Source organism: uncultured Sulfitobacter sp. (assembly GCF_947502895.1).
Taxonomy (GTDB): domain Bacteria; phylum Pseudomonadota; class Alphaproteobacteria; order Rhodobacterales; family Rhodobacteraceae; genus Sulfitobacter.
The window spans coordinates 757,621-773,691 of the sequence record NZ_CANNBM010000002.1; the positions used below are offsets into that span (position 1 = coordinate 757,621).

20 protein-coding genes are annotated in these 16,071 nt (G+C 57.0%); 15 read left to right on the top strand and 5 right to left on the bottom strand.

Features of this window, described 5'->3' with window-relative positions:
• Positions 1-2: 2 nt before the first annotated feature.
• Positions 3-782, bottom strand: a complete 780-nt coding sequence (locus tag Q0903_RS11675) for a hypothetical protein (RefSeq protein WP_299028491.1) — start codon at positions 780-782, stop codon at positions 3-5.
• Positions 783-1,176: 394 nt separating this feature from the next.
• On the opposite strand from Q0903_RS11675, the gene Q0903_RS11680 reads away from it, so the two are divergent.
• Entirely contained in the window at positions 1,177-1,533 is a 357-nt protein-coding gene (locus tag Q0903_RS11680) for a hypothetical protein (protein ID WP_299415429.1), read from the top strand.
• A 37-nt stretch (positions 1,534-1,570) separates the two neighbouring features.
• Positions 1,571-1,948 (top strand): thiol-disulfide oxidoreductase DCC family protein, encoded by a 378-nt coding sequence (locus tag Q0903_RS11685; RefSeq protein ID WP_299415431.1) that lies wholly within the window; start codon positions 1,571-1,573, stop codon positions 1,946-1,948.
• Here Q0903_RS11685 and Q0903_RS11690 read toward each other — a convergent pair whose 3' ends face one another.
• Positions 1,949-2,311 carry a YigZ family protein gene (locus tag Q0903_RS11690; RefSeq protein WP_299415434.1) on the bottom strand — a complete coding sequence of 121 codons (363 nt, stop codon included), beginning with the start codon at positions 2,309-2,311 and terminating at the stop codon, positions 1,949-1,951. It lies immediately after the preceding gene.
• Positions 2,312-2,454: 143 nt separating this feature from the next.
• Between Q0903_RS11690 and Q0903_RS11695 the strand changes: the two genes are divergently transcribed.
• Positions 2,455-2,724, top strand: coding sequence for a hypothetical protein (locus tag Q0903_RS11695; protein ID WP_299028480.1), 270 nt, complete (start codon positions 2,455-2,457; stop codon positions 2,722-2,724).
• Here Q0903_RS11695 and Q0903_RS11700 read toward each other — a convergent pair.
• Entirely contained in the window at positions 2,721-3,434 is a 714-nt protein-coding gene (locus tag Q0903_RS11700) for a M48 family metallopeptidase (RefSeq protein ID WP_299415437.1), read from the bottom strand. The two genes, Q0903_RS11695 and Q0903_RS11700, sit on opposite strands and share 4 nt — an antisense overlap.
• Positions 3,435-3,614: 180 nt before the next feature.
• On the opposite strand from Q0903_RS11700, the gene Q0903_RS11705 reads away from it, so the two are divergent.
• The 12 genes from Q0903_RS11705 to Q0903_RS11760 all read left to right on the top strand — a co-directional run bounded on the left by Q0903_RS11705 (position 3,615) and on the right by Q0903_RS11760 (position 13,808).
• Complete coding sequence (locus Q0903_RS11705; protein WP_299028477.1) at positions 3,615-3,845, top strand: hypothetical protein; 231 nt, start codon at positions 3,615-3,617, stop codon at positions 3,843-3,845.
• Between the two features lie 25 nt (positions 3,846-3,870).
• A complete protein-coding gene (locus tag Q0903_RS11710; protein WP_299415439.1) occupies positions 3,871-4,749 on the top strand; it encodes a branched-chain amino acid aminotransferase in 879 nt (292 codons plus the stop codon).
• Positions 4,750-4,899: 150 nt separating this feature from the next.
• The gene (locus Q0903_RS11715; RefSeq protein WP_299028472.1) at positions 4,900-5,355 is read left to right on the top strand and encodes a universal stress protein; all 456 of its coding nucleotides are present in this window, start codon (positions 4,900-4,902) and stop codon (positions 5,353-5,355) included.
• Positions 5,356-5,458: 103 nt separating this feature from the next.
• Positions 5,459-6,019, top strand: coding sequence for a NifU family protein (locus Q0903_RS11720; protein ID WP_299028469.1), 561 nt, complete (start codon positions 5,459-5,461; stop codon positions 6,017-6,019).
• Positions 6,012-6,716, top strand: a complete 705-nt coding sequence (tsaB, locus tag Q0903_RS11725; RefSeq protein ID WP_299415443.1) for a tRNA (adenosine(37)-N6)-threonylcarbamoyltransferase complex dimerization subunit type 1 TsaB — start codon at positions 6,012-6,014, stop codon at positions 6,714-6,716. The genes Q0903_RS11720 and tsaB overlap by 8 nt, the downstream gene beginning before the upstream one ends.
• The gene (locus Q0903_RS11730) at positions 6,713-7,129 is read left to right on the top strand and encodes a GNAT family N-acetyltransferase (RefSeq protein WP_299415445.1); all 417 of its coding nucleotides are present in this window, start codon (positions 6,713-6,715) and stop codon (positions 7,127-7,129) included. Before tsaB ends, Q0903_RS11730 begins: the two co-directional genes overlap by 4 nt.
• Before the next feature lie 164 nt (positions 7,130-7,293).
• Positions 7,294-8,295 carry a BMP family ABC transporter substrate-binding protein gene (locus tag Q0903_RS11735; protein ID WP_299415448.1) on the top strand — a complete coding sequence of 334 codons (1,002 nt, stop codon included), beginning with the start codon at positions 7,294-7,296 and terminating at the stop codon, positions 8,293-8,295.
• A 90-nt stretch (positions 8,296-8,385) separates the two neighbouring features.
• A complete protein-coding gene (locus tag Q0903_RS11740; protein ID WP_299415450.1) occupies positions 8,386-9,978 on the top strand; it encodes an ABC transporter ATP-binding protein in 1,593 nt (530 codons plus the stop codon).
• Positions 9,979-11,073 carry an ABC transporter permease gene (locus tag Q0903_RS11745; protein WP_299415453.1) on the top strand — a complete coding sequence of 365 codons (1,095 nt, stop codon included), beginning with the start codon at positions 9,979-9,981 and terminating at the stop codon, positions 11,071-11,073.
• Between the two features lie 3 nt (positions 11,074-11,076).
• Positions 11,077-12,048, top strand: a complete 972-nt coding sequence (locus Q0903_RS11750) for an ABC transporter permease (RefSeq protein ID WP_299415456.1) — start codon at positions 11,077-11,079, stop codon at positions 12,046-12,048.
• An 87-nt stretch (positions 12,049-12,135) separates the two neighbouring features.
• Entirely contained in the window at positions 12,136-13,047 is a 912-nt protein-coding gene (locus tag Q0903_RS11755; RefSeq protein ID WP_299028448.1) for a sulfite exporter TauE/SafE family protein, read from the top strand.
• A complete protein-coding gene (locus Q0903_RS11760; RefSeq protein WP_299415458.1) occupies positions 13,047-13,808 on the top strand; it encodes a TIGR02186 family protein in 762 nt (253 codons plus the stop codon). The genes Q0903_RS11755 and Q0903_RS11760 overlap by 1 nt, the downstream gene beginning before the upstream one ends.
• On the opposite strand, the gene Q0903_RS11765 is transcribed toward Q0903_RS11760, so the two are convergent.
• Positions 13,809-15,347: an AAA family ATPase gene (locus Q0903_RS11765; RefSeq protein WP_299415461.1), complete on the bottom strand. Its 1,539-nt coding sequence runs from the start codon at positions 15,345-15,347 to the stop codon at positions 13,809-13,811.
• 43 nt (positions 15,348-15,390) lie between these two features.
• The gene (locus Q0903_RS11770; protein ID WP_299028440.1) at positions 15,391-16,026 is read right to left on the bottom strand and encodes an acyl-homoserine-lactone synthase; all 636 of its coding nucleotides are present in this window, start codon (positions 16,024-16,026) and stop codon (positions 15,391-15,393) included.
• Positions 16,027-16,071: the final 45 nt, after the last annotated feature.

The window sequence follows — 16,071 nt, forward strand, 5'->3', positions numbered from 1 at the left end:
GGTTACAAACCAGCGAGGTAGTTATATCCATCGGCGGAAATTTCATAGACTTCAAAACCAGTACCACGAAGTTTGCCCTTCGTTTCCAGTAGATTACTTATGTACATATCAGATAGTAACTCCGATAAAATCTTGTGATCTTCGTGAGACCCCGACCAATCAGAGAGTTTGAGCTTTGTTCCGTCTATATTAGCAAAACCGTCATCACCATTCACCACTTGACCATTCGAAGTATTGGAAGCCAGTTTCAGGACTTCCCGTTTCCATATTTCTGACTTTGGCAATACTCCATCCTTACCGGCAGATTCAGCCCTCTCCTCTTTTATTTCGTCTTCTAAATCGGGGGCGACTTGCCTAGCATCTTCCAACCGCTTCGCAGCATCAATTTTTGCTCGTTCCGTAGCTTCGTCCAAGCGCGCTTGAGCTTCCGCTTCAGCAGCGTCACTATTTAGTTTGTAAATTCTAAATTGTTGTGACTCGTCATGCTGCAGGCGTAACAACATGCCAGAAGGTCTTTTTGCAATCCAAGCTCCCAGCAACTTTAACCAAGGTAAAACCAATGCGACTATGACACCAAGTACAACTGGGTAGACAACAAGACCGGTAAGACTAGTCATTCCCTCAAAGGTAAGGGCTCTCAGTTCAATTGAACTATTCGAAAAAATTAGGATTGCTATTGCTTTCCAATTCAGGGTCAAAAAAACAATGAATATGGAGCCAAGAAACGGGCTGCGAATTCGAGCATTTGCCGCATCTGCAAGCTCCTTGAAAAAGTCGACCATCTTAAATCTCACTATCAAATTAGAATCTAACAATAATTCCGATTGCGCGAGAAGACTACCAAATCAATCAACCTGAGCAGCCTTTGTTATCACCAAGATTCTTACTCGCCCTTTTTGCAAAGCTCGCACGGAATCAAAGCGTAGCCGCCGTGCAGCGCCAGACCGCCCCATCGGGCTGGTGCTTTAGCAGATGCAGGCGCTACGCAAATTCGGCAAAGCCATGTGTCCGCCATAAATCGCTCCACTGAGATGTCTTGAGCACCTTCCCGCGGTCTGGCCCTGCACGGCGCATGATCGGCTTTCAACATCTATGAGAAACAGTACAAGCACCCAAATCTTGACAATGTTCTCTCTATGTTCTATATATGTACAGAACAAGAACAGGGAGCATCCCATGTCGTATCAAACTACGTTTACCGATCTCTTTGACACAGCCACGCCTGCCACACAGGCTGAGCTGCCTTTACCCACGCCTACACCTGCAACGGAAAAGCAGATCGAATACGCCAAATCGCTGGCGGAAAAGACCAACTCAGAGCTGCCTGTGGGCATCACTCAAGACCGTGCGCGCATGTCCAAATGGATCGACGCACACAAGCCCGCGCCATCGCAGTTCAACGATTACCCCTCGTCCAAGCAGGTCGGCTTTGCCGAGCGGATCGCACGGCTCAAACGCACGCAGGTGCCGCCCGAGTGTTTCCGCGACCGTGGCCTCATGTCGCGGTGGATTGACGGGAATAAGCCGCGCTAGGGGTGGTCGGCATGCCCGTCGCGGCTATCTCTCGCCCATGACACAAAAAACCGAAGTCCTCTACAATGGCGAGTGCCCGATTTGCAGCCGCGAAGTGAACCACTACGCGCGTTTAAGTGAAAAGCAGGCTCTGCCCATCCGGTACGACGATCTGACCGAATCTGGCAAACTGGCCGATTGGGGCGTCACGGCTGATCAAGCTGCAAAACGCTTTCATGTGCGTAAGGATGGCGAGGTGATCTCGGGTATTCCCGCTTTCGTCGTGCTGTGGCGCGACATACCCCAGACGCGCTGGCTGGCGCGTATCATCGGTCTGCCCGGAGTGCATTGGGCCGCGTGTAAACTATACGATTACATCCTCGCACCGCTTCTCTTTGCTTTTCACAAACGCCGTCAACGCCGCATTAACCCGTAATCAGACCTCAGTCGACAGCGCATCCAAATAGGCATTCACGCAGGTCTGGACATGGCGAAAACGGTCGCCGCCCAAGTGTTTACCACCATACCAGCGCGTCACGATGACCAAATGATCGGTCAGCTCGGCGCGCTCCAACATGCGCAAGATGACCATACCTGCGCCACTCTCTCCATCGTCGGATTTGAGAGGCCCCCCGTCTTCCAACACCACCCCCCATGTATTGTGGGTCGCCTTGGCATAGGATTTTTCGCGTTTCAGCACCTTGAGCACAGCATCCACAGCGGCGCGGTCCGTCACAACACACCCTGAAACCGCATATTTGCTGCCGCGATCGTTCAGTATCTGCCCTAGTTTACGCATGGTCAGGAATACCTGACTTGGCCCGTCGAACGTCCACGCGTATCACTGTACCACACCAGAGAATTTACCTCTGGTTCTAGACCAAGACCATTCATTTCAAAGACTGCTTTTTCAAACCACATAATTTTATCGGAGTATCGCGAATGTATTTAAGCGGCAATCTATTACCTGTGGCCGAAATGGTTGGTGTCGCGGGGTTTGGCCTTTATGTGCTGACCTATGCGATGCTGACCTTTCGGTTCGTCAGTGGCAATTCCGTCGCATACTTTGGCCTGAACCTTATGGCGGCTGTTTGTGTGCTGATCGGCCTGATCGCCAGTTTCAATCTTGCTTCGGCAATGATCCAGATCTTCTGGATCACGATGTCGACAATTGGCATTACGCTACAACTGACGCGTAGCACCCCCCGTTAGAGCCCAGCTGCGGTGCGGCGCACTGTTTCAATACGCGCGGCGTTGGGCGGATGTGTTCCCAGAAACTTGTCACCGGGATCGGGTATGCGCGTGAAAAATGCGGCACCACGAACCGGATCATAACCCGCTTTTTGTGTAATCACAGTGCCCAGCGCATCCGCCTCCAGCTCAAAGGCCTTGGAATAGCTGCGTGCGCCCACTTGCGCACCCAATTCTTGCGCGTTGCGCACGGCACTGGCATCGCCACCACTCAGCGTGGCCAGGCCTGCAAAAATAACTGCGCCTGCGACGGCGTTTTGCTGCTGTCGCCCGATGTGACCCGCAATATGGTGCGCCGCCTCATGGCCCAAGACAAAAGCCAGCTCGTCTTCGTTGCGGGCATCTGCAATCAGTGCAAGTGTGAAAGCAATGATGGGTCGGCCCTGTCGGTCCAGTGTTTGATAGGCGTTGGCAGGCTGGCCGGGGCGGTCATCGACAACGATGTTGAAATCACAGTTCACATTGGTTGTGCGCGCACGGCACTCGCGCTCCGCCACGGGCTCCAGCGTGTTCACAACACGCACAAAACTGCGGGCGCTGGTGCGGACCGATGGGGCGGGTGCGGCCTGAACCGCTGCCGTGGGTGTCGGGCCCGACGAGCCTGTTGGCGGTACTTCGCAGGCGGCCAGCGCCAGTACAAACGATAAAGCCACAAAAGCGCGCAAAATCATAACAGGGGCATCCTTATTCTCGGCAGTCTTGCCTATGGCTGGTTCTCGGCAGAGTTTCCTCTTGTTCTAGCACGCCCGTATCTCTGTTCCAGCACGAAGAGCCGCTGCCCAACCGCAAAAGCAAGGATACGCCCAATCGCGCGCCCTTGCGCGCAACCTATGATCGGGTACTCTGACTTTATGTTTACCATAGAGCATGAATTTGACGCGACTGTAATCACCCTTGTGGACGAAGGCGAAACACCTTTGTGCGAGGATGTGACCCTGAACGCTTTTGCCCACCAGATCACGATAGAGCAATGGGATCCGCGTACAGACAAAATCCATACAATCACTTTGTCGCCAAACCAGCTACGCGATCTGGCCGCCGCCCTCAATCTGCCCGAAGGCATATACCATAGCGCGCCTTAGGCGCCTCACCCACAGGACTTTAGCAATGGCAACTGGCACAAACATCCGTACCTATTTTGAGGGCACGTGGCACAACAGCGATCTTAGCGTAATGAAAGCCGCCGATCATGGCGCGTGGCTCGGCACGACTGTTTTTGACGGCGCACGCCTGTTTGATGGAACCGCCCCCGATCTTGAGGCCCATTGCGCCCGCATCAACCGCTCGGCCCGTGCGCTGATGATTACGCCCACCGTGACATCGGACGACATGGTGACGATTGTACGCGAAGGGCTGGCGCAATACCCGGCGCGCGCTTGTGTCTATATCAGGCCGATGTATTGGGCGCTTGAAGGTGATGAGCTGGGCATCGTACCACGTCAGGGGGCAACAGGCTTTGCCATCTCGCTGGAAGAAATCCCCATGGCCGCTCCTCAAGCATCGACAACGCTGACACGCACCCGCTTTCGCCGCCCCGTACTGGAAGACAACGTGGTCAACGCCAAAGCAGGCTGTCTCTATCCCAACAACGCCCGCATGATGGCAGAGGCGCGCAGCAAAGGCTTTGGCAATGCTCTTGTGGCTGATGCGATCGGAAACGTGGCCGAAACCGCATCGGCTAATGTATTCATGGTCAAAGACGGCGAGGTGTTTACGCCGGTGCCCAATGGCACATTCCTTGCGGGGATCACGCGCGCGCGGCACATGGACAACATGCGCAATGACGGGATGCAGGTACATGAGGCGGTCCTGAGCTTTGACGACTTTCACGCCGCAGACGAGATTTTCCTGTCTGGCAACATGATGAAAGTCACTCCTGTCAGCGCCTTTGACGAAACAAACTATGCGGTGGGCGGCAACGGCAACCCCGTCACCCAGCGCGTGCGCGCGATGTATTGGGATTGGGCCGCTTCACAAAAAGTATAGGGCGCATCGCGACTACGACTTTTGCGAAAATTCATGCGGAATTCTTGAAAAATTTCGGCCAACGGCCTGTTGCAGCGGTCTGGACTTATAAAAGCCAATTGCATGAATTGGTGCTGCACGCCATGATCCTCCCGATGTAGGGAGAATATCATGCGCAAGTTTCTTGTGGTCCTCGATGACAGCCGCGAATGTTTGAACGCCATGCGGTTCGCCGCAATGCGCGCATCAAAGACGGGCGGCGGCGTAGAGGTACTCGCCGTTATTCCGCCGGAGGAATTCAACCACTGGATTGGCGTTGGCGACATCATGCGTGAAGAAGCCCGCGAGCGGATCGAGGTCCACTACGAGGTCTTTGCAAAGTGGATGCGCGACCGCCAAGGTGTGGAACCGACACTTGTAATACGCGAAGGACAGGCGGTAGACGAAATCATCGCCCAAATATCGGAAAACAACGACATCGGTATTCTGGTTCTGGGCGCAGGGACGGATGGCAAAGGCCCCGGTCCGCTGGTGACACAGCTGTCGCGCAATTCAGGCAGCCTGTCTGTCCCCATTACAATTGTTCCCGGTGATATGACCAAAGAGCGACTGGAAGCGATCACCTGAGCCCAGCATAGACTGGCGTAGCCAGTTTAGAATGATTCCAAGCGCCTTGACATTGGCGCCCCGCATCCGCATATCTAGTGCAACCCTGACGGAGACCCGCAAGATGTTTATTCAGACCGAATCCACCCCGAATCCCGCCACCCTAAAGTTTTTACCTGGTCAGACTGTGCTGGAGCTGGGCACCGCTGATTTCCCTGCGCCAGACACGGCAACGACCTCGCCGCTTGCCACCCGCTTGTTTGGCGTCGATGGCGTAACTGGCGTGTTCTTTGGCACAGATTTTGTAACCGTAACCAAGGCCGACAGCGCCGAATGGGATCACCTGAAACCCAGCCTTCTGGGCGCGATCATGGAGCATTTCCAGTCGGGCCAGCCTGTTATGGGCGAAGACCACACAGCCACATCAGGCCACGCCGAGCACACTGGTGAAGACGGTGTGATCGTGGGCCAGATCAAAGAGCTGCTGGACAGCCGCGTGCGCCCTGCTGTGGCACAAGATGGCGGCGACATCACTTTCCACGGGTTTGAGCGTGGCATCGTCTATCTGCATATGCAGGGTGCCTGCGCGGGCTGCCCCTCTTCGACGCTGACGTTGAAGATGGGCATCGAAAACCTGCTGCGCCACTACATCCCCGAAGTGACAGAAGTGCGTCCTGTTGCCTGACACGCGCTTTCCCGAAAACCGGAAACAGCTACCCAAGGTCCTGGTGTTTGACACATCAGGGCCTTTTGTCGCTGTCGGCGGTGGCACGAATGGGTCTTTTGGCGGCAGAGTGCTCGACATGGCGAAAGGTCAGGCCGAAACCCTGTTTCCGACGATAGAGGGTTTTCTGACAGACAGCGGCTGGACCCTTGCAGACATCGACGTCATCGGAGTTGCGACCGGCCCGGGCAATTTTACCGGCATCCGCATTTCCGTCTCGGCCGCGCGTGGTTTGGGGCTGGCGCTCGGGATACCTGTGTTTGGCATCACCCAGTTTGAGCTGGCCTATGGCCATTTACCCGTCCCCCACGGCACGCTTGTCAGCGTGCCTGCACCGCGCGACCTTGCCTATGTTCAAGGGTTTGGCACTGGTGTAATTATAGGCCAGCCACAGATCATTGATCCCGCACACCCCCCGCGCGATCTGCAGCTGCCATTTGAAATGGAAATACGCGGCCACCGCGCAAGCGAGATCGCCGTGCATTTTAATGCTGCTGGCTATGACGACGCTTACAAACCAGATCCCGCGCGCATGGCTGATATTGCTCAGACCAAGTATCTTGAGGCCGCAGCCTTCCCACCACCACCTGCACCAAATTACGTCAAACCGCCAGACGCAGCACCTGCGCGCGATACTCCCCCACGGATCGTCGCGTGACACCGGAGGCGCTGGCGGAAATCCATGCTGCGGCATTTGCCCACTCACGCGGCTGGCACGCGGCAGAGATCGCAGACCTGCTGGCCCAGCCCCACACAGACCTCTTCCACCGAACGGGCGGCTTTGCCATTACACGCACTCTCGCAGGCGAATCAGAGCTTTTGACACTTGCGGTAGCTCCCGACCATCAGCGAAAAGGCATCGCAAAATCGCTTTTGCAACGCTGGCTTGCACAGATCGCACCACAAGCAGACAGCGCGTTTTTAGAAGTGGCCGCAGACAATTCCGCCGCGCTCGCCCTCTACTCCGGACTGGCCTTTGCCCCCACTGGGCTGCGCAAGGGCTATTACACCCGCGCGGATGCAGCACCAATTGATGCAATTGTGATGGCACGCGACTTACCTAGCCTCTGACATAGGCGTTAACGCTGGGTTAATCACTGCATCTACCGCTGGAATCCCCCGAATCAGGTTGACCCCACTTCCATCCGGACAGACAATTTGGACCAGCGTCGCGCAAGCGCGCGGGATCGGGCAGTGCAATACTTGCCCCAAAACCAAACCCCTGGGAGAGACCTATGACCCTCATGAAAAAATTCCTCGGCGCAACTGCCGCCACCGCGCTCAGCGCCGGTGCCGCATTGGCCGAACCTGCCCTGATTTTCGATCTGGGCGGCAAATTCGACAAATCCTTCAACGAGGCCGCGTTCAACGGCGCCACCCGTTGGGCCGAAGAAACAGGCGGCACTTTCCGCGAGATCGAGCTTCAGTCCGAAGCCCAGCGCGAGCAGGCGCTGCGCCGCTTTGCCGAAGCAGGGGCAAACCCGATTGTAACCATGGGTTTCGGCATGGCCGATCCGCTGTCCTCCGTCGCGCCCGATTACCCTGACACAAAATTCGCTGTGATCGATGTCACATGGCTCGACCTGCCCAACGTCCGTCAGGTGGGTTTCGCCGAGCATGAAGGCTCCTACCTCGTCGGTATGATGGCCGCGATGGCATCCAAATCCGGCACTGTCGGTTTCGTAGGTGGCATGGATGTTCCTCTGATCCGTCACTTTGGCTGCGGCTATGCCCAAGGCGTAAAAGCGGTGAACCCCGATGCCAAAATCATCGCAAACATGACAGGCACCACACCCGCTGCGTGGAATGATCCCGTAAAAGGTTCCGAGATCACAAAAGCGCAGATCAGCCAAGGCGCTGACGTGGTATATGCCGCTGCGGGCGGCACAGGCGTAGGTGTTCTGCAAACTGCCGCTGACGAAGGCATCCTGTCAATCGGTGTGGACAGCAACCAGAACCACCTGCACCCGGGCAAAGTGCTGACCTCCATGCTCAAGCGTGTTGATGTGGCCGTCTATGACGCCATGAAAGCAGGCGATGCACTGGAAACTGGTACCGTGGTCAGCCTCGGTCTGGCCGATGACGGTGTCGGCGTTGCAATGGATGACAACAACGCGCCGCTGGTCAGCGCGGACATGACCGCCGCAGTTGAAGCGGCACGCGCCAGCATCATCAGCGGCGAAACAAAAGTGGCCAGCTACTATACAAACGATAGCTGCCCCGCGCTGGACTTCTAAGCGTAGCACAAGCAAAATAGAGGGCCGCGTTGGACAACCAGCGCGGCCCTGTTTACATTTATTCTGCGCCCCCAGACGAAGGCAAAGCCCATGACAGCCGCCCCCGCCATCGAGCTTAAAGGCATCTCTAAGGCCTTCGGCCCTGTGCAGGCCAACAAGGATATTTCGATCCGCGTGATGCCTGGAACAATCCACGGGATTATCGGCGAAAACGGCGCAGGGAAATCCACGTTGATGTCCATTCTTTACGGCTTTTACAAAGCCGATAAGGGCGAGATTTTCATCAAGGGCAACAAGACACAAATCCCCGACAGCCAAGCCGCCATCGCTGCCGGCATCGGTATGGTTTTCCAGCACTTCAAGTTGGTTGAGAATTTCACCGTTCTGGAAAACATCATTCTGGGCGCGGAGGATGGGCGCTGGCTCAAACCCTCCATCGCCAAGGCCCGCCGTACCCTGATCGAGCTGGCCGAAGACTACGGCCTGCATGTCGAGCCTGACGCACTGATACAGGACATCGGTGTGGGCATGCAGCAACGCGTCGAAATCCTCAAGGCGCTGTACCGTCAGGCCGATATCCTGATTCTGGACGAACCGACAGGCGTGTTGACCCCCGCCGAGGCTGACCAGCTTTTCCGCATACTGGACCGGCTTCGTGCCGAGGGTAAAACCATCATCCTCATCACCCACAAGCTGCGCGAGATTATGGACATTACCGATACCGTCAGCGTGATGCGCCGTGGCGAGATGACAGCAACAGTTAAAACGTCTCAGACCTCGCCTGCCGAGCTGGCAGAGCTGATGGTGGGCCGCAAGGTATTGCTCCGCGTTGATAAAACGCCCGCCACCCCCGGTGACATTGTATTGGATGTAAAGGGGTTACACGTGAACGACGACAAGGGTGTCGAGCGTTTGAAAGGCATCAACCTACAGGTCCGCGCAGGCGAGATCGTGGGAATCGCAGGTGTTGCAGGCAACGGCCAGTCCGAATTGCTGGAAGTGCTGGGTGGCTATGCCGAAGGCACAGGGAACATCACGATAAACGGTCAAGAGCTTGATCTGACGGGTAAATACTCAGACGGGCAATCGCGCCGCGCGCGTGGCATCGCCCATGTACCAGAAGACCGCCAGCGCGAAGGACTGATCATGGATTTCGCCGCATGGGAGAATGTGGCTTTCGGTTATCACCACGATGCTGCCTACCGCTCCGGCATCCTGATGAACAATGCCGCGATCCGCGAAGACACAGAGGCGAAAATGGCCCGCTTCGACGTACGCCCGCCCGACCCGAGACTGGCCGCCAAAAACTTCTCTGGCGGCAACCAGCAAAAAATCGTCCTCGCCCGCGAGATTGAGCGAAATCCAGACCTGCTGCTGATCGGTCAGCCCACGCGTGGCGTAGATATCGGCGCGATCGAATTTATCCACGAACAGATCGTCGCGCTGCGCGACAAGGGCAAGGCCGTTCTGCTGGTCAGCGTAGAGCTGGACGAGATCATGGCATTGTCAGACCGCATCGCCGTCATGTTCGACGGTCATATCATGGGTGAACGCTTGCCGGCAGAGACAGATGAGAAAGACTTGGGTCTGCTCATGGCGGGGATCACCGATACAGACAGCCCCCATAGTGTGACCGAGATACAGGAAAACCTCGCTCATGCGGGCGAAGGGGAGGCGAAATAGATGGATGTGATGCCAAAATGGGCCGAAGTCGTCCTTGTGCCGCTGATTTCGCTGCTGCTGGCGGGTATCCTGTCGGCGCTTGTGATCCTTGCAATCGGAGAAGACCCCGTCGCGGCGGCCAAACTGATGGTTACGGGCGCGCTCGGCTCCAGCTATGGCTGGGGATACACGCTGTATTACGCGACCAATTTCATGTTCACAGGTCTGGCAGTTGCGATTGCTTTTCATGCCCGCCTGTTCAACATCGGCGGTGAGGGTCAGGCGGCCTTGGGCGGGTTGGGCGTGGCACTGGCATGCCTCTATATCCCTTGGCCCCATTGGTCGCTGGCACTGATTGGCGCCGCTGTGGCAGCGGGGCTGTTCGGGGCCGCCTGGGCCGCTGTGCCTGCATGGCTACAGGCCAAACGCGGCAGCCATATCGTAATCACCACAATCATGTTCAACTTTATCGCAGCCTCTCTGCTCAACTATGTGCTGGTCAATCTGATGCGTCCAAAGGGCGCGATGGACCCCGCCAGCGCGCGCTTTCCCGAAACAGTTCACCTGCCCACCTTGCACGAGTTGCTGGCCCCTTTCGGCATTGCCTTTTCCAAATCAGCCCCTGCAAATGTTTCGCTGCTGGTCGCAATCGCGGCTTGCGTGTTTTTGTGGTTCCTCATTTGGCGCACGCGACTGGGGTATGAAATCCGATCGTTCGGACAATCGGAATCGGCGGCCAAATACGCAGGCATGCCGCCTTATAAAATCATCATGGTCTCGATGATTATATCTGGTGCGCTTGCCGGTATGATGGCGATCAACAACGTCATGGGCGAAGCCGAGCGGCTGGTTCTCAACTCCGTCGAAGGCGCGGGCTTTATCGGTATCGCTGTGGCGCTGATGGGCCGCTCACACCCTTTCGGCGTCTTTGTCGCCGCGATCCTCTTCGGTTTTCTCTATCAAGGCGGCGCCGAGCTGGCGCTATGGACGTCCATCCCGCGTGAACTCATCGTCGTTATCCAGGCACTTGTGATCCTGTTCACAGGCGCGCTGGATAACATGGTGCGGATGCCGCTGGAGCGGATTTTCCTCGCCCTAGGCAAACGGGGAGCCTGAGCCATGGATATGTACCTCACCCTGATCCAACTCCTCGATTCAACAGTGCGCCTTGCCACGCCATTGCTGCTGGCCTGCCTTGCCGGGCTGTATTCAGAGCGGGCGGGCATCTTTGATATCGGGCTGGAGGGCAAAATGCTCGCTGCCGCGTTTTTCTCTGCCGCCATCGCTGCGATCACAGGCTCGGTCTGGGTGGGTCTGCTGGCAGGGATCGGCGCCTCACTTGTGCTCAGCGCCATTCATGGCGTCGCCTCTATCACATTTCGTGGCAACCAGCTTATCTCGGGCGTCGCGATTAACTTTCTGGCGGCAGGCCTTACGGTCCTGATCGCGCAAGCGTGGTTCAAACAGGGCGGGCGCACCCCTTCACTGATGGGTGGCGCGCGTTTTGAACCCATCACCCTGCCATTCGCCGAAAGCCTGCAAAACATACCTGTCCTCGGCCCGCTGTATTATGAACTGATTTCAGGTCATTCAATCCTGGTCTACATGGCTTTCGCCGCTGTGCCATTCACATGGTGGTTGTTGTTCCGCACACGGTTTGGCCTGCGCCTGCGCGCTGTCGGCGAAAACCCCGCAGCCGTAGACACAGCTGGCGTTTCTGTCGTGGGTTTACGGTTTGCGGCAGTGGCAATCTGCGGCGTTCTATGCGGTATTGCGGGTGCATACCTCAGCACGGCGCTGCAGGCGGGCTTTGTCAAAGATATGTCAGCGGGGCGCGGGTTTATCGCGCTGGCGGCCCTCATCTTTGCAAAATGGCGCCCTTGGCACGCGCTGTATGCAACACTGCTTTTTGGTCTGTTCGGCGCATTAGAAACACGTCCCGACATTATTACGTCCATCACTGGCATGCGTGTACAGGGCCAGTTGCTGGCCGCGCTGCCTTACCTGATGACAGTGATTATCCTTGCCGGTTTCGTTGGCAAAGCCATCCCGCCCCGCGCGGGGGGCGAGCCATACGTGAAAGAGCGATAAGGCCAGATCGCATGATCCTTTAAGTCCTGCCAACCGCATCTGGGCTTAGATCATTGATTTTGAATGCGGGTGGGCCTAAGGAAAACCATGCAAATCTATCTGCCCATCGCCGAAGTATCGGTCAACGCGTTCCTGCTTTTGGGGCTGGGCGGGATTGTGGGCATTTTGTCTGGCATGTTCGGGGTTGGTGGCGGCTTTTTGATGACGCCTTTGCTGTTCTTTATCGGCATCCCCCCCGCTGTCGCCGTCGCCACAGAGGCCAACCAGATTGTTGCCTCTTCTTTCTCGGGCGTTCTTGCGCATTTCAAACGAAAGACGGTGGATCTCAGGATGGGCACGGTGCTGCTGATCGGCGGTCTGGTCGGTGCAGCACTGGGTGTCTACGTCTTTAACATTCTCAAGGCGCAGGGTCAGGTCGATTTGCTGGTCAAGCTTTGCTATGTTGTGTTCCTCGGCGTGATCGGTGGCCTGATGTTCTTCGAGAGCCTCAACGCCATCCGCAACGTCAAGAAGGGCAAAGCGCCCAAACGCAAGAAACACAACTGGATTCACGGCCTGCCGCTCAAGATGCGTTTTCGCGTTTCGGGGCTTTATATTTCTGTGATCCCGCCACTGGTTGTCGGAGTGGCAGTGGGTATTCTGGCAGCTATTATGGGTGTGGGCGGCGGCTTTATCATGGTGCCTGCAATGATCTATCTGCTTGGCATGCCAACCAAAGTTGTCGTGGGCACATCGCTGTTCCAGATTATCTTTGTGACTGCGTTTACCACCATGCTGCACGCCACCACCAACTTTACCGTCGATATCGTGCTGGCCGTGCTGCTGCTGATCGGCGGCGTGATCGGTGCGCAGATCGGCACGCGAATCGGCGTCAAGATGAAGGCCGAACAGTTGCGCATCCTTCTTGCGATTATGGTTCTCGCTGTCTGTGGCAAACTCGCGCTGGAACTTTTGCTGCAGCCTGCCGAACTCTACTCAATCGCGGCAGGAGGCCACTAATGCGCGCGTTGTTGTTTGTACTGGCACTATGCGCGGTGACCCTGCCAGCCACGGCCGAAGAAATCGTGCTTGGCCTCAGCAGCGATACAGTCTCGATCAACACAAATTTCGACGGCTCGGAGATACTGGTATTTGGTGCGGTCAAACGAGACGCCCCCGCACCCGAGAACCCGCCCCTGCAAGTAATCGTCACTGTCGCTGGTCCCTCCGAAACCAAGACAGTGCGCCGCAAGGAAAAGAAATTCGGCATCTGGATTAACACAGACGCAGTCGAGATCGACAGCGCGCCCAGCTTTTACGCCATCTCGACCAGCACCCTGCTGGGCCTATCGCTGAGCGAAACAGAAGACGTGCGGCACCGTGTTTCGATCCCCCGTGCAATCCGCTCTATTGGCGCGCCAGACACGATCTCGAACAGCGAAACCTTCAGCCAAGCACTGATCCGCATCAAATCGAAATCCAACCAGTATCAGCTGAACGAAGGCACGGTGAGCCTCGATGATCAAACCCTGTTCCGCACCTCCATCGCTCTGCCTGCAGCACTTATCGAGGGCGATTATGTCACCCGCATCTTTCTGACACGCGGCGGGGCAGTCGTGTCGCAGTACGAGACAAGCATTTACGTGCGAAAAGTGGGAATGGAGCGGTGGTTGTACACGCTTAGCCGCGAAAACGCTTTTCTCTACGGCTTGCTGTCACTTGCAATAGCAATAGCAGCGGGTTGGGGTGCATCAGCTGTGTTCAGCCTGCTGCGCCGCTAATTACCCTATCCCGTCTTCTACCGCATCCAGCGTCAGCGCGGCAGCAGGGGCTGCGCGCAGATCATCTACGTTCAACGCATAGGACGGTGTGGCAAGACGGTTGCGTACCACCCAGATCAGGCGATCCTGCGCACGGGTGATCGCCACATAGGCCAACCGCTTCCACAAGGGCTGCCCCGCCTCCATGCGCCCCATACGGGCGGCGGCATACAGATCGGGTGCAAACACCTGTACCGTGTCCCATTGGCTGCCCTGCGCCTTATGGATTGTGACCGCGGCACCATGCAAAAATGTTGCACCCATACGTGCGGCGAACGGGATGAACGGCTCTTCCTCATCCGGCTTTTCAATCTTAACAATGCTCGCCGCGCTCACTTGCGGGTCCTCTGCACCCATCACATGCAGGCGCGAAAACCCGGGTTTGCGCCCTGCCCCCAGATAGACCACCTGCGCGCCTTTGATCAGGCCACGCGCCTCTAGGTCCAGCCGCTTTTTGCGATGTTTGAGCGGCAGTTCAATCCCGTCACAGATAAGCGGCTCACCTTCCAACAGCGCGTCCTCGGGGGCGCCATGAACGCGGCGGAACGCGTTGATCAAACGGATGCGCGTGGCATTGCGCCAAACCAGCACAGGGCTGCGCGCCATGAGGTCAACTTCCACCCGCTGGCCCCAGACCACGCGCGGATCACGCTTGCTCGCGTCCTCCACCATCCTCTCGAACTGCTCAAACCCCACATCGGGGTCGGCCAGCGCATGGGCCAGATCAAGGATCGGATTATCTGCTTCTTGCCGGAAAATCCGGTTCAGGTTCATCACACGCTTTTCAGGCAGCTTTTCAAACACCATCGTGCCAGATTGCCCCACAGGGGCCAACTGCGCTGGATCACCGAACAACAGCAGTGTCGGGAAAATCTCTTTCAGGTCTTCGAATTGCTTGTCATCAAGCATGGAGGATTCGTCCACAAACCCGATGTCCAACGGCTCCTCCCGCCGTTTCCAGCCTGTGATAAAATCACTGCCGCGCAGACCGGCTGCCGCGAGCGCACCGGGGATAGATTTGTTCCCCTCGTAGAAGGCCTGCGCGCGGTCCAGCGCGATCTCGGTCAGCCCTTCTACGTCCACGGGCCGCTCCCCGTTGCCCGCCAGCCACTCGGCAATCCGCTCATATTCAGGGTCGTACACAGGGGTATAGAGAATGCGGTGAATTGTGGTCGCAGGGACCCCGCGCAGACGCAAAACGCTGGCAGCCTTGTTGGTAGGGGCCAGAATGGCCAGCGTGCGCTTGTCCTTACGCTTTTTGCCCTCGTAATCACCCGAAACGATGTCCACGCCCGCCTCTTCCAGCGCGCGGTACAGTTCGGCCAGCAGCAGCGTCTTGCCCGACCCCGCCTTGCCCGTTACCGCCATAACTTGCGATTTATTGCCCTTGGGCGGCATCAACAGGGCATCATCCAGACCAATACCCGCCGATTGCAGCATTTCAGCCACCGCATCGTGCGCAGCAGCCTGATCGTCCGAATATGTTATGTCTGTTGTCATGCGCGCGACACTACGACCCTGCGCGCGCGGGGGCCAGTACCCTTCAGGCGCTGGCTGCAAATTCAATCACGGGCGAAGCGCCAAAGGCCCTGTTGAACCACGAAAGGCTCTGAGCAGGAGTGATGCCAGCGCGGGCGGCAACACGGGTTTGTGCGTCCGGCTCGAACGCCCAGAGGCCGACGCTGATCGCATCCCGCCCTGTACCTGTTGTCCCCATAACCTCGGGTGATGATCCTACGCGTTTGTAAATCCTCACCATGCGTGCATCAAACACGCCGACGAAATGACGCACACCAAATCCGTTCATCAACTCGCCACCGCCGAGCATCAGGGCAGCCGCAACATTCGGCCCCTGCCCGCGTGCCATGCAGAACCGTGTGCATTCCCAGATATGGGGGCTTCGGATCGGCGCAGAGGTCAGATGGGAGAAATGGTCATTGACCATCACAGGCCCCGTTGTAGGCAAAAAGCGGGTCGAGCCGCCGTGTCCGCCCTCCGCCGTCTCCCAAATCACGTACAGCGGGTTCAGATCGTCATACGCGTCCCGCTCATGCCCCTTTGAATCCACCGACACGTCCCACCCCAGACGGGTGCGGAACTGGTCCGCACGGTGCGTGAACATCTCTTCTGCAAGGCGTGGATACTGGTGAAGTTGATCGGCATAAATATAGCGCAACATATGATGGCTCCCCGTAGATGTCTTGATACGTCAGGAGTAGCGCCG